General features: G+C 68.6%; 12 protein-coding genes. 4 read left to right on the forward strand and 8 right to left on the reverse strand.

Going from position 1 to position 14,390, the window contains the following annotated elements; translation table 11 throughout:
- The coding region (locus tag V6S02_RS01725; protein ID WP_336399627.1) for a hypothetical protein at positions 1–512 on the forward strand (512 nt) is incomplete at its 5' end.
- Here V6S02_RS01725 and V6S02_RS01730 read toward each other — a convergent pair.
- From V6S02_RS01730 to V6S02_RS01740, 3 genes are all read right to left on the reverse strand, one after another.
- Positions 485–1,198 carry an IniB N-terminal domain-containing protein gene (locus V6S02_RS01730; RefSeq protein ID WP_336399628.1) on the reverse strand — a complete coding sequence of 238 codons (714 nt, stop codon included), beginning with the start codon at positions 1,196–1,198 and terminating at the stop codon, positions 485–487. The two genes, V6S02_RS01725 and V6S02_RS01730, sit on opposite strands and share 28 nt — an antisense overlap.
- Before the next feature lie 121 nt (positions 1,199–1,319).
- Positions 1,320–3,854, reverse strand: coding sequence for a LuxR C-terminal-related transcriptional regulator (locus tag V6S02_RS01735; RefSeq protein ID WP_336399629.1), 2,535 nt, complete (start codon positions 3,852–3,854; stop codon positions 1,320–1,322).
- A 16-nt stretch (positions 3,855–3,870) separates the two neighbouring features.
- Positions 3,871–5,862: an Hsp70 family protein gene (locus V6S02_RS01740; RefSeq protein ID WP_336399631.1), complete on the reverse strand. Its 1,992-nt coding sequence runs from the start codon at positions 5,860–5,862 to the stop codon at positions 3,871–3,873.
- 314 nt (positions 5,863–6,176) lie between these two features.
- On the opposite strand from V6S02_RS01740, the gene groES reads away from it, so the two are divergent.
- Both groES and rarD read left to right on the forward strand, forming a co-directional pair.
- A complete protein-coding gene (gene groES, locus V6S02_RS01745) occupies positions 6,177–6,485 on the forward strand; it encodes a co-chaperone GroES (RefSeq protein WP_124294187.1) in 309 nt (102 codons plus the stop codon).
- A gap of 141 nt (positions 6,486–6,626) precedes the next feature.
- A complete protein-coding gene (gene rarD, locus V6S02_RS01750; protein WP_336399632.1) occupies positions 6,627–7,589 on the forward strand; it encodes an EamA family transporter RarD in 963 nt (320 codons plus the stop codon).
- A gap of 3 nt (positions 7,590–7,592) precedes the next feature.
- On the opposite strand, the gene V6S02_RS01755 is transcribed toward rarD, so the two are convergent.
- Positions 7,593–8,342 (reverse strand): SDR family oxidoreductase, encoded by a 750-nt coding sequence (locus V6S02_RS01755; RefSeq protein ID WP_336399633.1) that lies wholly within the window; start codon positions 8,340–8,342, stop codon positions 7,593–7,595.
- A 186-nt stretch (positions 8,343–8,528) separates the two neighbouring features.
- Between V6S02_RS01755 and V6S02_RS01760 the strand changes: the two genes are divergently transcribed.
- A complete protein-coding gene (locus V6S02_RS01760; RefSeq protein WP_124294184.1) occupies positions 8,529–9,815 on the forward strand; it encodes an ABC transporter substrate-binding protein in 1,287 nt (428 codons plus the stop codon).
- 290 nt (positions 9,816–10,105) lie between these two features.
- Here the strand turns inward: V6S02_RS01760 and V6S02_RS01765 are convergent, their stop codons facing one another.
- The 4 genes from V6S02_RS01765 to V6S02_RS01780 are packed head-to-tail and all read right to left on the reverse strand — an operon-like array spanning position 10,106 to position 14,113.
- The gene (locus V6S02_RS01765; protein ID WP_442927885.1) at positions 10,106–10,864 is read right to left on the reverse strand and encodes an ABC transporter ATP-binding protein; all 759 of its coding nucleotides are present in this window, start codon (positions 10,862–10,864) and stop codon (positions 10,106–10,108) included.
- Positions 10,861–11,835 carry an ABC transporter ATP-binding protein gene (locus V6S02_RS01770; protein ID WP_336400757.1) on the reverse strand — a complete coding sequence of 325 codons (975 nt, stop codon included), beginning with the start codon at positions 11,833–11,835 and terminating at the stop codon, positions 10,861–10,863. Before V6S02_RS01770 ends, V6S02_RS01765 begins: the two co-directional genes overlap by 4 nt.
- A 37-nt stretch (positions 11,836–11,872) precedes the next feature.
- Entirely contained in the window at positions 11,873–12,853 is a 981-nt protein-coding gene (locus V6S02_RS01775; protein WP_179558721.1) for a branched-chain amino acid ABC transporter permease, read from the reverse strand.
- A 9-nt stretch (positions 12,854–12,862) separates the two neighbouring features.
- On the reverse strand, positions 12,863–14,113 hold the full coding sequence (locus V6S02_RS01780) for a branched-chain amino acid ABC transporter permease (RefSeq protein ID WP_336400758.1): 1,251 nt from the start codon (positions 14,111–14,113) through the stop codon (positions 12,863–12,865).
- Between the last annotated feature and the right edge of the window lie 277 nt (positions 14,114–14,390).

Below are 14,390 nucleotides of genomic sequence, written 5' to 3' on the forward strand. Positions count from 1 at the left end.
CTGGGCGCCTGCTGCCCCTGCGGGCGCTGCGGCCCCTGGCTGGGCGCCTGCTGCCCCTGCGGGCGCTGCGGCCCCTGGCTGGGCGCCTGCTGCCCCTGCGGGCGCTGCGGCCCCTGTGGGCGCTGCTGAGCTCGGCTGGGCGCCTGCTGCCCCTGCGGGCGCTGCTGTCCTTGGTTCGGCTGCGGTTGACCCTGGGGGTGCGGCCGTCGCTGATCCCCAGGAGGAACGACCTGTCCGGCCTGCTGCGGCGTACCGCTGCCCTGTGGGGGCACCTGTCCCTGCATCTGAGCCTCCGGCGCCGGCGCCTGTGTCGGCACTGCGTTCGCCGGACGCTGGCGGTCACGGCGCTTCTTTTCCGTCGCCGCGTGCTGCGCGAGGACATCGTCCACGAAAGAATCCTCAGCCGCGCGCCGGCTTGGGGCATCGGCGCGCGGCTGAGGGGGCTTCTGATCGTCGGTCACAGAAGAACCTTACGGGGAGACCGTTACGGCTGGTCAGTCTCCTCGGTGTAGACGATCGCGTCGTCAGAGGCGATGTTGCCACTGTTGTCGTAATCGTAGGACTCCTCGACGACGACCTCGGTGGTGTCGTTGAACGAATTGTCGGCCGACACATCGGCGTCGACGTTCGTCGACTCGTCGTTGAACGACTCGTCTGCCACCACGACGACGTCGGTGTCGGTGTTCGTCGACTCGTCATCGAACGAATCCGTGATGTCGACGTTGGTCTCCTCGTTACCGATGGAGACGTCGCCGACAGTGACGTCGGTTTCGGAGTTGTCGACGGACGCGTCATCACCGGCGGCGATCGACTCGTCACCCGATGCGACGTTGGCTTCCTGGTCGAAGATCTGGTTGACGTCGCCTTCGGCCCAGATGTTCTGGTTCACCGACTGGTCGACGATCGTCGCCCGGTTGTCGATGTGGAAGTTGTTCGCGATGTTCCAGATCTCCTTCTCGACCGGCGGCTTGGGGCCGGGGCCGGGAGGGTTCGGGTGCGGGGTCGGGTGCACGTCGGGGCGGTCGACGATGATCGGCGCGACAGCGCGGACATCCTCCGCCGTGCACTCGGCGAGGCCGGCGCTGGCGAGAGCGGCCTCAGGGTTGGCGTCATATTCAGCTGCTGCGTCAGGATCGTTCAGCAGGCTCAAAATGAACTCGATAAGGGCGTCGGCGATGGTCGCCAGCGGGGTAGTCATAAGTCGGCTCCTGTCTCTGCGAGACTCTTTTCAGAGGCTATGCGTTGGTCTTCGGTCTGGAATCGGGGGTTAGCCCGAAAAGTCGTGGGGGTACTACGGGGTTCCCCCGATAGGCGACGGCTCATCCGGCCGCCCCCAGGGTGACGCGCAGTTTCGCGATGAGATCCGACCGCGAGGTGGCACCCAAGCGCCGCTTGATCTGCGCCATGTGGTGTTCCGCCGTCCGCGGCGAGATGAAGATCTCCTTGCCGATCTCGGCATAGGTCTTCCCCTGCAGGACGAGCTCGGCGACTTCGCGCTCGCGCTCGCTCAGAAGACTCGGTGCGGCCGTGCGGGACGGAGCCGTGGGGGACTCTCCCTCGCTCGTGCGCGGCGCCTCGCGAGGATGCAGTTCGCGCGCGCAGGCGAGCAGGCGCGAACTGACCTTCCGGTCGTCGGAGCGGCGCGAGCCATGTCCGGCAAGTCGTGCGCCGTCCCAGGCGAGGCCGACGGAGGCGAGCCCTCGGGCCGCATCCTCCACCGCGTCCGCGTCGACTTGTCCTGCGAGCACCGAGGTCCAGACGCGGCCGGCATGCGACATCTTCGCGGCGAGCGGGTTGCGTCCCGATGCCGCGACGAGCGCCCGCGCGTGAGGAGCGAGGTCGTCGGGGTGGTTGAGCATGATCCCGCGCTGGATGCCGGCCCAATGCAGCGGAGCCGACCAGAGCGACGGCTCGCCCAGGTCGGCGAGGAGAGCGAGACCGCGATCGAAGGCGGCTTGCGTCCAGTGCGTATCGCCCAGACGTGCGGCCACGATCACCAGCTCGCCGAGGGGCAGCAAGAGGTAGAGGTCGATCTCGGGTCGCGTCGCGCGCGACTTCACCGACGCCCACGTCGCCTCGAGAGTCGGGGTGTCGTCGTACCGACGTGCGAGCCCGACCGCGATCGCGGAGGCGATCAGATCATCGCGCGGCGACAGGCGGCTGCCCTGGGTCGCCGCTGTCAGCAGCGCCCGCGCCTCGGCGGGCTGCTCCCGCTGCAGCGCGACCCAGGCGTTCCACAATTGGAGGTGCGGAAGCCAGCGGGCGCCTCCCTGCCGCGCGCGCAGTGCGTCATCGAGGACGGCGTGTGCAGCGGTGACATCACCCAGTCCGACGGCCACGATGGCAGCCACCACCGCCGGCAGCTCGGTGGTCGGAGATGCGTCGTGGCCGGCATTCGCCAACTCCGACGCTCGCCGGAGATCGTCGAGGGCGCTGCGGGAGTGCGACGCCTGCAGCGAGGCACGCAGCCCCCGTGCCCACAGCTGCATCGCCACGCCGTTCGCCGATGGCGCCGAGCCGGCCGCGCCCGAGGCATCCGGCGCCGGATCCCCGTTCTGAGCGACCGACCCAGCGCCTGCCGCCGTGACCAGAGCTCTCGTCTTGGCCGCGGGGGAGAGCGGGGGGACGGCGAGGTAACTCTGATGCGCGAGCGACATCAGTCCGCGGTCCGCCCAGGTGGCGGCGACCGCGTCGGCGAGGAGATCATGGTCGGAGGGAGAGAGGGTGGACCCGTCGCCGTCGCCGTCGCGGGCGAACTCGTCGAGAAGGGCACCCGCCGCGTCGACGTCGCCCGCGGCCCACAACGCGTGCGCGTGCGACGCGGCGAGGACGCGTGAGTCGGAGCCGCAGCGGATCGCGTACTCGAAGAGGGTCACCGCCAGCCGCGGATCCCGACCCACCTCGCGGCGAGCGCGGGCGGCGAGACGATCGCCCAGGAGCGAATCGACGATGCCGTCGAGGCTCGTCGCGATATCGGAGCCGGGAACGAGGTCGAGGGTCCCGGCCTCGACGAGATCGACCAGCCGATCGACCGGCACGCTGGCACGGGCGGTCATCGCCACGACAGGAGCGGGCCGGCCGTTGTGCAGTAGCAGACCCTCGGCCTGTCCCTCGGCCGAGAGCTCGGCCTGCGCCTCGCGGTCATCGCCCTCCGTGTCGCTCACGCCCAGGCTCAGCGACTCGATCCGGCGCCGAAGACGCGGCGAGACGGTATCGAGGCGGTGGCTGATCCGGCGCATCAGCGCGCGGGTCACATCGGCGTGGGCCTCGTCGTCCCCGCAGTCCCGCCCGTCGTAAGCGAGTGCGGCGTGCGCCTGCGCGCACTCGAACACCAGCCAGGCGATGCCGCCGGTCGCGCCGAGGATGCGTTCCTCGCACTCCACCGAGGCGTCGGGAAGGAGCTCGCGCAGCTCGGCGAGGGTCACCTCGCCGAGGAGGATCGCGGGCGCATTGCGCTCGACAGCGCGCGTCAGCTCGAGGAGCTCCGAAGGAGCCGGCCAGGAGCGGTACGCGATCACCACGGCCGCATCAGGGCGGTGGACGCGATCGATCAGCTGGGACAGACGTGCCGGGTCGAGCGTGTGGGCGTCATCGACCAGGAGCGCGACGTCGTCGGGGACCGTCGAGATGCGATCGCGTGCGGACAGCAGCCTGACCGGCCGGTCTTCGGCTTCGAGCTGGGCGTGGAGGAAGCGGAGGGCGTCGGTCTTTCCCGAGCCGGAACTCCCCACGATGGCGGCGCGGACCGGACGGTCCGTCGCGACGATGGCGTGCAACGCGGTCAGCGCGTGGAGTGCACGAGGCATCATCGAGGCGGTCCGGTTGTCCGACGAACTGTTCAGCAGAGTCGTCATCGGAGAGCTCACCGGGTCAGGCGGGGTTGTCGGGACTCGGGGTGGACTCGGCGGGCGGAGATTCCGCCGGTGGGTCGGGTTGCGGCGCTTGCGTCTGAGTGACCTCAGGCGCGGGCGTTGTCTCCGTCGGCGTCGGGTCCGGCGTGGTCTCGGTCGGCGTCGGGTCCGGCGTTCCGGTGTCGGTCGGCGTCGGGTCCGGCGTTCCGGTGTCGGTGGGTGTCGGGTCCGGCGTTCCGGTGTCGGTGGGTGTCGGGTCCGGCGTTCCGGTGTCAGTCGGCGTCGGATCCGGTTCGTTGGTCGGATTGGTTGTGGGGTTGCTCGTCGTCGGGTTCGACGTCGGAGGCGTCGTGCTCCCGCCGCCGCTCGACTGCGAGGGCTTCGGCGACGACGGCTTACCCGAGGTCGGCGACTGGGTCGCGGCCGGCTTCGGGTCGGGCGGCCGCACCGCGGCGTTGCGCTCGGCCGCCTGCTTGCGCTGGTTGGTGGCCTTCGGCTTCGACTGGCTCGAGCCCCGATCCTGCTTGGCCTGGGGTGCCTGCGGCTGCGGGCCGGCGGCGACCGGGTCGGACGTCGGAAGATCAGCGGCAGCCGCCGGCGACGGCGTGAGCTCCACGTCGACCCATTCGCGCAGATTCTCGGTCGACGCGGTGGTGTCGAAGGTGCCCGCACCCAGCCCCCCGGCGCTGGCGAAGACCAGGCCCGTGGCGATGGCGAGGGCGCCCGCTCCGGCCGCGGCGACGGCGGGCACGCGCTGGTACCAGCGACGCGCCGCCCTCTGCTCGGCCGGACCCTTGGGGTCGAACAGGGCGAGGTCGGTCGTGGCGGCAGCCGCGGCATCCGTCGTCGCCAACGCACCCGCAGCGCCGACTGCAGCCCCTGCGGGAACGAGCGCGAGCGTCGTTGCCGACTCCTCCGCCGTGACAGGCACGAGGGCGCGGGCGGCGCCCAGGGCGATGGAGGACTTCGGGTCGGCGTCGATCGCGATCGGTCGGTCGAGACGCTCGGACAGGCGCTCGGCCACGAGCGGGATCCGGGAGGAACCGCCGATGAGGAGGACGCTCTCCAGGGCCTCGGGCTCGAGACCGGCCGAGTCGAGCCCGTCTTCGAGGGTGTCGATCGTGCGCTCGATCGAGCCGTCGATCATCTCCTCGAACTCCTGGCGCGTGAGGCGCACGCTCGTCGCCCCGGAGGGGAGCAGCACCGGCACGGTGACGTCGGAGTCGAACGAGAGGGCTTCCTTGGCCTCGACGCACTCGCGGCGCAGCTGCGCCAACGCGAGACGGATGTCGGGGTCGGCGTCGTTGAGGTCGGCTTCGGCGACACCCGAGGAGCGCAGGACATGACGGAACACGGCGTCGTCGAAGTCCGCGCCGCCGAGGTTGTCGATCCCGACCGGGATGCCCACGGGAGCGAAGGAGCCGTCGGCGCTCTTGCGCAGGATGACGGAGTCGAAGGTGCCGCCGCCCAGGTCGTAGACGGCGAGAGCCTGCCCGGCCGCCATCACCCGACCGGACTCGTAGTGACGGGCCGCCGCTTCGGGCTCGGTGATCAGGTGCACGTCCTTGACGCCCAGCTTGTCGAGCGCCGACAGGATGAGGCCGATGCGGTGGGGACCCCACGCCGTGGGGTGCGTGAGCATCACCGCGGCGGGGCGGGAGCCTTCGCGCTCGACGACCGCGTCGACGACGGCCGCGACGGTGTGCGCCCACAGCTTCTCTGCCGGGATCGACCGTCCGCCGGCGACCACCGGAACATCGTCGCCGATGCTGCGCTTGAACTCGCGCACGAGCCGCTCGGGCTGTGTGATGCCACGACGCTCGGCGGCGTCTCCGATCAGGAGTTCGCCGTCGTCGGCGACGAACACCACCGTCGCGGCGCTGTCATTGCGTCGTCCCAGCGGGAACGGTGCCGCGACGATGCTGCCGTCGGGCGCGGTCCGCGCGGTTGCCGCAGCGATCCGCGTCGTTCCGACGTCGATCCCCAAAAAATACGTAGCCCCAGTAGCCAAGATCTCATCTCCCCCAAGAGAGTCGATTCCGGAACCTCCCCAGGTTCCGCCCCAATTCGACTCTATTTGCCGCGTTGTTCGTCACTGAGTGGTCTCAGCTGTGAGAGCGGCGTCCCACCTCGGATGATACACACCTCCTCGGACCTCCGGTAGGTGGCGGGCGACCGTTTCCCCGTGCGTCGCGACCTGCTACTGTGCACGCCCCGAATCTGGCACTCACGTTGCGGGAGTGCCAACGGTTTGCCTACACTGGATTAGCACTCTCAAGGTGTGGGTGCTAACCAGTCTTCATCTCAAGAAAGAAGAGGTAGACCGTGACGGTTTCCACTCAGGTTTCCATCAAGCCGCTCGAGGACCGCATCGTCATCAAGCAGGTCGAGGCCGAGCAGACCACCTCGAGCGGTCTGGTCATCCCCGACACCGCCAAGGAGAAGCCCCAGGAGGGCGAGGTCGTGGCCGTGGGCCCCGGCCGCATCGACGACAACGGCAACCGGATCCCGCTCGACGTCGCCGTCGGCGACCGCGTGATCTACTCCAAGTACGGCGGCACCGAGGTCAAGTTCGGTGCGGACGAGTTCCTCGTCCTCTCCGCTCGCGACGTGCTGGCGGTCGTCGTCCGCTGAGTCCATCTCGGCGACACACTCCACGGGGGTCGGATGCTTCGGCATCCGGCCCCCGTTTCGTGTGTGCGCACGACATCGAACAGGCCACGGATGACCGATCGGCCCGACATCCGCGCCACCACCCGCGCGTAGGCTGAGCCGGTGACGCGTGAGACGACCGAGACGACCGGGGGTGTCGCCCCACCCGCGGATCCGACGCGGGAACGCACTCTCGGCGCCGTGTACGCGCTCGCGGCCTACCTCATCTGGGGTTTCCTGCCGCTCTACTTCCTCCTGCTCGAACCGACAGGCGCGTTCGAGGTCGTCGCCTGGCGCATCCTGCTGTCGCTGCTGTTCTGCGCGCTGCTGCTCGCGGTCACGCGTGGCTGGGGGAAGTTCCTCGTCATCCTGCGCACCCGGCGACTGCTGCTGTGGACGGCGGTCGCCGGCATCCTCATCTACATCAACTGGCAGGTGTTCCTGATCGCGGCCCTCACCGGGCACGTGATCGAGACGAGCCTGGGGTACTTCATCAATCCGATCGTCACCGTGCTGCTCGGTGTCGTGGTGCTGCGCGAGCGCCTGCGGACCACGCAGTGGATCGCGCTCGCGATCGCCGCCGTCGCCTGCATCGTCATCGCGGTCGGCTACGGCGCCTTCCCGTGGATCGCGCTCTCTCTGGCGTTCTCGTTCGGCCTGTACGGCCTGGTGAAGAAGCAGATCGGCCCCTCCGTCGACGCCGTGAGCGGACTCACCCTCGAAACCCTCTGGCTGACGCCCGTCGCCCTCGTTGTGCTCGTGAGCGTCGGGCTCACCTCGGGCATCACGATGGGCACGGCGGGCGTCTGGCACGCCGTGCTGCTGTCGCTGGCGGGCGTCGTGACCGCCACACCCCTCCTCTTCTTCGCCGCCGGCGCGCGGCGCGTCCCCCTCAGCCTGATCGGTCTGCTGCAGTTCGTCGCGCCGATCCTGCAGTTCCTCACCGGTACGTTCCTCCTGGGCGAGCCGATGCCGCTCGAGCGCTGGATCGGCTTCAGCCTCGTCTGGATCGCCCTCATCGTGCTGACCGTCGACTCGATCCGTCATGCCCGCCGCGGAGTGTCGGATGTCGGCGCGGTGACGTGAGGGTCACGCGAGCCAGTCGCTCAGCCGGGTCGGCGCGATCCACGCGTCCCGCCCGGGGAGCAGCTCGCTCCGGTCGATGACGGCGCCGAAGTAGAGCGCACGCGGGTCGGCGACGACGGGTCGGTCGTCGCCGGTCGCCGCAAGGCAGCGCGCGACGAAATCGGCGAGGGGCATCACCTCCGGCCCGGCGATCTCGGCGGCGCCGCCCGACGGCGACTCGTCCACGAGACCTGCGAGCACAGCGGCGACGTCGTCGCCCGCGATCGGCTCGACCTCCACGTCGGCGACGCGCGCGTCATCCGTCCCTCCGGCGCGCGCCTGCGCGCCGATCTGCGCACCGAACTCGAAGAACTGCGTCGCCCTCACGATCGAGAAGGGCACCCCCGAGTCGCGCAGGATCGCCTCGCCGTGCGCTTTGGCCCGGTAGAAGGGGATCGGCTGCGGGATCCGTTCGGTTCCCACCGCCGACAGGGCGACGTGATGGATGACGCCCGCGCGCGACTCCGCTGCGACGAGAGTGCGCGTGGCGAGGTCGAAATGCCGCCACACCGCATCGGGGTCGTAGGTGCGGGGTTTGGACACATCGATGACGACGGATGATCCGGCGAGGGCGTCGTCCACGCCCGTCCCCGTGACGAGGTCGACTCCGGTGGAGGGGGAGGCCGCACACGCCTCGTGCCCGTCGGCCCGCAGCCGCGCCATCACCTTGCGTCCGATGAGGCCGGTGCCGCCGACGACCGTGATGCGTGCCACGGGTGTCATCCTCCACCCTGTTGTGCGATTCGCGACCTCTTTTCGCACAGTGCCGCCGGGAGCCTGCGCAAGCGTTACAGATCGTTAACGAACGGCAACATTGGCGAGACGGGATCGCGATTAGGTTTATCCCACTGGAAGCGGCTTTCCCGAGCCGTTTCGCACCCTTACACAGCAAGGAGCAACATGAGCGTCTTCACTCGCTCGCGCAAGCGCACCGTCCTCGGTGCCGTCGCGCTCGCAGGCGCCAGCGCCCTCGTCCTCGCCGGATGTTCCGGCGGCGGTGGCGACACCGGCGGCGACAGCGCTGAGCCGTCAGCCGCGGCACCCGGCGAAGAACTCGCCCTCAAGATCGGTACGGCCCTGCCGCAGACCGGTAACCTCGCCTTCCTCGGCCCGCCGGAAGAAGCCGGTGTCGGCTACGCCGCCTCGCAGATCAACGAAGTCTCCGAAGAGACCGGTCTCACCATCGACGTCGTCTACGGCGACTCGGGCGACACTGACAACAAGGCCTACGAGACCGAGATCCCCCGCCTCCTCGGCGAGGACGTCTCGGCCATCATCGGCGCCGCCTCGTCGGGCACCTCGCTGCAGTTCATCGACCAGGTCGTGGGCGCGGGCGTCATCCAGTTCTCGCCGGCCAACACCTCCGACGCGTTCACCACCTACGACGACAACGGGCTGTACTTCCGTACCGCACCGTCCGACGTCCTGCAGGGTGAGGTGCTCGGCAACCTCATCGCCGAGGACGGCAACCAGACCCTCGGCATGATCGTCCTGAACGACTCGTACGGCACCGGCCTCGCCGGCTACGTCACCGAGGCGTTCGAGGCGGCCGGCGGCGAGGTCGTGGCCCAGCCGACGTACAACACCGGTGACACGAACTTCGACGCGCAGATCTCCGAGGTGCTCGCCGCCGACCCCGACGCGATCGCCCTGATCACGTTCGAAGAGGTCACGACGATCCTCCCGGGTCTGCTCGGCTCGTTCCCCGCCGACAAGCTGTACTTCGTCGACGGCAACCTGTCCGACTTCAGCGAGGAGCTCGAGCCCGGTGCCCTCACCGGTGCCAAGGGAACGCTGCCCGGTCTCTCGATCGATTCGATCGGTGACTTCACCGCGTCGCTCGACGAGTGGGTCTCGGCCGAGGGCCTGCCCGAGCTCACCGAGTACAGCTACGCCGCCGAGTCGTTCGACGCGGTCGTGCTGCTGGCTCTCGCGTCGCTCGCGGCGGGTTCGACCGACCCCGCCGACATCGCTGAGAACCTCATCACCGTGTCCGGTGGCGAGGGCGAAGGCGAGAAGTGCACCAGCTACGCGGAGTGCGCCGACATCATCCTCGGTGGCGGGACGGCCGACTACGACGGCATCTCGGGCCCGATCACCTTCGACGAGGTCGGCGACCCGACCGAGGCGTCGATCGGCATCTACCAGTACGGCGAGGACAACACCTACTCGGCGTACGAGGGCTGATTCAGTCTGATACGGCAACGGGCCCCGGAGTCATCGACTCCGGGGCCCGTTCTCCATGCGGCGCGAGGGTGCACGCGCTGCGCGCGAGGGTGCACGCGCTGCGCGCGAGGGTGCACGCGCTGCGCGCGGAAGAGGAGGGCCGGGGTGGCGCAGATGGTCGGCCTGGGTGCAGCGAACCCGACCAGATGTGCCACCTATCCCCGAACGCTCGCAGGAAGGTGGCGCGAACGGTCACCCTGTGTGCCGCAACACGGCCATCTGCGCCACCTCGACCGGCGGCGCCGCGCGCGTCAGGCGCCGAGCGTGCCGAGGTACAGCTCGGTGACCTTGGGGTCGTTCAGCAGTTCGCGGCCGGTGCCGGTGTACGCGTCGCGTCCCTGGTCGAGGACGTACCCGCGGTCGCAGATCTGCAGGCAGCGGCGGGCGTTCTGCTCCACCATGATGCACGTGACCCCGGCCTTGTTGATCTCCGAGACCCGGATGAACGCCTCGTCCTGCCGCACGGGGGAGAGACCCGCCGACGGCTCGTCGAGGAGCAGCACCTTGGGGCTCATCATCAGCGCACGGCTCATCGCCACCATCTGACGTTCACCACCCGAGAGCGACCCGGCGCGCTGCTTCAGCCGCTTGCCGAGCTCGGAGAAGATGCCGGTGACGAACTCCAGGCGCTCCTTGTAGGCACTCGGGCGCTGATACAGCCCCATCTGGAGGTTCTCCTCGATGGTGAGGCTGGGGAAGACGTTGTTCGTCTGGGGGATGAACCCGACCCCGCGTGCCACGAGCTTGTTGGCCTTGAGTCCCGTGATGTCGTCGCCCTCGAGCGTGACGGTGCCCTTCCGGATGTTCACCTGCCCGAAGATCGCCTTCAGGAGCGTGGACTTGCCTGCACCGTTCGGCCCGATGATGCCGATCAGCTCGCCCTGATGGGCGACCAGTGAGCATCCGTTCAGGATGTTCACCCCGGGAAGGTATCCGGCGTGAACGTCATCGACGAAGACGACGGGGGTGCCGGTGGCGGTGGCCGCGCCGGCCTCGGTGGGAGTGCTCACTTCTGCTCCTCCTGCTCTTCCTCGGCCAGGCCTTCTTCGACGAGCGTCTGGGCGCTGTACGACGCTGAGGCCGCGGCATCCGTTCCGGCATCGGCCTCGACGACCGGGATCCGGCCGGTGACGACACCGAGATCGAGCTCCTGGTGCGCGCCGAGATAGGCATCGATGACCGCGGGATTCTTCATGACGGATGCCGGGTCGCCTTCGGCGACGATGCGTCCCTCGGCCATGACGACCACCCAGTCGGCGATGTGCCGGACCATGTGCATGTCGTGCTCGACGAAGAGCACCGTCATCCCCTCGTCCTTGAGGTCGAGGATGTGATCGAGGAGCGACTGGGTCAGCGCCGGGTTCACCCCGGCCATCGGCTCATCGAGCATGACCAGCGTCGGCTGGGTCATGAGGGCCCGGGCCATCTCGAGGAGCTTGCGCTGACCGCCCGAGAGGCTCGCGGCGAAGTCGGCCGACTTGGCGTCGAGCTTGAACTTCTTCAGCAGACCCTCGGCGCGCTGCTCGATCTCGGCGTCCTGCTTGCGCCACAGCGGCGGGAAGAGCGAGGCCCAGAATTTCTCCCCGCGCTGCCCGGTCGCGCCGAGCTTCATGTTCTCCATGACGGTGAGGAGGCCGAGGGCCTTGGTCAGCTGGAAGGTGCGGACCAGTCCCATGCGCGACACGCGATAGGCCGGGATGCCGGAGAGGTTCTTCCCCTCGAAGCTCCACGTGCCCGTGTTGGGCTTGTCGAAGCCGGTCAGCAGGTTGAACAGGGTGGTCTTGCCGGCACCGTTCGGTCCGATGAGCGCCGTGATGGCGCCCCGCGGGATCTCGAGATGCTCGACGTCGACGGCGTTGACACCGCCGAAGGAGCGCTGCACGCCGTCGGCGACGAGGATCGGGTCGACCTTCGGCACTCCGGGCCGCACCTCGCCCACGTGGAGACCGGTGGTCTTCGCGCGCGGCGTGGGGGCGGCCATCGGATCGACATCGTCGACGGGCTCGTTGGAGGACTGGTTATCGGACAAAGGTCAGCTCCTTCTTGTTGCCGAGGATGCCCTGCGGCATGAAGATCACGAGGAGCATGAGCGCGACGCCCACGATGATGAAGCGCAGCGTTCCCGCCTGGATCTGGGTCATGAAGGGAAGGATGCCCGCCGCCACCAACGCCGGGAGGACGTTGGAGAGGAAGGTCTGGAGCACCCAGAAGATCAGCGATCCGAGGAGCGGGCCGAACACCGTCGCCGCACCGCCCAACAGAAGCGCCGTCCATACGAAGAACGTCAGCGAGGTCACGTACACACCGGGGCTGACCGCCGAGGGAAGGGCGTACACGATGCCGCCCGCCGCGGCGAGCACACCACCCAGGATGAGGGACTGCATCTTGTACGCATAGACGTTCTTGCCGAGCGCGCGCACGGCGTCTTCGTCCTCGCGGATGCCCTTGATCGTCCGGCCCCAGGGGCTGCGGGTCAGCATCCACACCACGAGCACCGCGAACGCGAGGGTCAAAAGCCCCATGATCCGCACCCACCACTGGGTCTCGTTGTAGGTGAAGGGTCCGAAGCCGTAGGTGCCGTCGGGGATCGGGTTCGCCCCGCGGAAACTCGCGTGATACCCGCTGAGCCCGTCGGCCGAGCCCGTGACCTCGTCGAACGCGGTGGTGAGGAAGAGCAGACGCACCACCTCGGCCGCCGCTATCGTGACGATCGCGAGATAGTCGCCGCGCAGTCGGAGGGTCGGGATACCGAGGATGACGGCGAAGACCGCCGACGCCACGAGGCCCAGGAGTGCGGCGAGCCACCACTCCAGTCCGAAGGTGAGAACGCCGATCGCGTAGCCGTATGCCCCGATCGCCATGAACCCGGCGATGCCCATGTTGATCAGGCCGGTGTAGCCGAAGTGCACCGCGAGACCGAGCGCCGCCAGGGCGTAGCCGATGGTCGCCGGACTCAGGATCGAGGAGGCGGTGTTGGAGAGGATCTGCAGCCAGTCCATTGCCGGGCCCTAACCTATTCTCTCTCGCCGGCCCAGGATTCCCTGTGGTCGGAACAGCAGGATCACGATGAGGATGAACAGCGCACTGGCGTACTTGAGGTCCGACGGGATCCACAGGCTCGAGACCTCGACCACGATGCCCACGATGATCGCGCCGACGAGCGCGCCGTAGGCGGTGCCGAGGCCACCGAGGATCACGGCGGCGAACATCAGCAGCAGGATCTGCGCTCCCATGTCCCAGCGGATGCCCGGACGGTAATACGCGTACAGGATGCCGGCGAGGCCGGCCAGGGCGCCGGCGAGGATCCAGACGATGCGGACCACGAAGTCCACATCGATTCCGGATGCCGCCGCCAGTGACGGATTGTCCGAGATCGCCCGTGTCGCCTTGCCGATCCGGGAGCGGGTCAGCCACAGCGCGAAGGCGACGATGACGATGATCGAGATCGCCAGCGACGCGATGTCGATGACGCTGAGTTCCACCGTGCCGAAGAGCGGAATGCGCGGGGCGTTGGAGCCCGGGAGCTGGATGGTGCCACCGCCGATGAAGAACTGGAAGGTGTAGCGCATCGCCAGCGACAGACCGATCGAGACGATCATGAGCTGCACGATGCCCACGCGCCTGCGCCGCAACGGTCGCCAGAGCGCCATGTCCATCACGAGGCCGAGGAGGGCGCTCAGCACCACCGCGACCGGGAACCCGAGCCACCACGGCAGCGCCAGGCTCGCCGGCCCCACAAGGACCGCGGCCATCACCGCCCCGAAGGTCACCATCTCGCCGTGGGCGAAGTTGGAGATGCCGGTGGTGCCGTAGACGAGGGAGAGCCCGATGGCCGCGAGGGCCAGCATGAGGCCGAAGCTCAGACCCTGGATGATGCGCTGGACGAACTGGTCGAGGAAGCCGGTGACGTTTCGCTCACCCTCGCCGATGAAGAAGTTGACCGTCGCGCGGCCACCCTGCCCCATCTCCACTTCCTTGATGTTGGGGGAGTCGTCCTCGGGGTCGACCACGGCGATGCCCTCGGGGAGCGTCTCTTCGTCGAGGGTGACGGTGTAGGTCTCACCCCGCTCGGGCACCCCGACACGCCACTGGCCGTTCTCGTCGGTCTCGACCTCCTGCTCGCCGCCGGGCCCGTCGATGACGAGGCGCACCCCTTCGAGGGGTTCGCCGTCGAGCTGGACGTTGCCGCTGATGCGATACGGGTTCTCGGAATCCGTGGCGAAGGCGGGAACGGATGACACGAAGATGCCCATGAGCATCAGGAACAGGGCGATGATCGCGGGGATCGCCCTGCGTCTCGTCCGCTGAGCCGCAGCGATGGTGGGACTCACAGATCCTCCAGTCCGGCGCCAATGCCGACATCGGGGTGCATCGGCATTGATGAACGGTATGAGCGTAATGTGTCGGGCGTGTTTCACCTACGAACCGACTTGGCATTTGAAAACAGTGTCGGTCGAGCATAAGTGACCGATCGGTCGGAATAGGTCGCAGCCTCCCGCGTTTAGAATCAGCACACCCCTCTCGCGCGCAGGAGCC

Origin of the sequence: Microbacterium sp. CCNWLW134, assembly GCF_037083565.1 — a bacterium.
Lineage (GTDB): Bacteria > Actinomycetota > Actinomycetes > Actinomycetales > Microbacteriaceae > Microbacterium.

What these genes read in the sequence shown, in the direction of transcription:
- V6S02_RS01760 (WP_124294184.1), top strand. Translation starts at nt 8,529, where the DNA reads ATGAGCGTCTTCACTCGCTCGCGCAAGCGCACCGTCCTCGGTGCCGTC.
- V6S02_RS01780 (WP_336400758.1), bottom strand. Translation starts at nt 14,113, where the DNA reads ATGCTCATGGGCATCTTCGTGTCATCCGTTCCCGCCTTCGCCACGGAT.
- V6S02_RS01735 (WP_336399629.1), bottom strand. Translation starts at nt 3,854, where the DNA reads ATGACGACTCTGCTGAACAGTTCGTCGGACAACCGGACCGCCTCGATG.
- V6S02_RS01770 (WP_336400757.1), bottom strand. Translation starts at nt 11,835, where the DNA reads ATGGCCGCCCCCACGCCGCGCGCGAAGACCACCGGTCTCCACGTGGGC.
- V6S02_RS01730 (WP_336399628.1), bottom strand. Translation starts at nt 1,198, where the DNA reads ATGACTACCCCGCTGGCGACCATCGCCGACGCCCTTATCGAGTTCATT.
- V6S02_RS01775 (WP_179558721.1), bottom strand. Translation starts at nt 12,853, where the DNA reads ATGGACTGGCTGCAGATCCTCTCCAACACCGCCTCCTCGATCCTGAGT.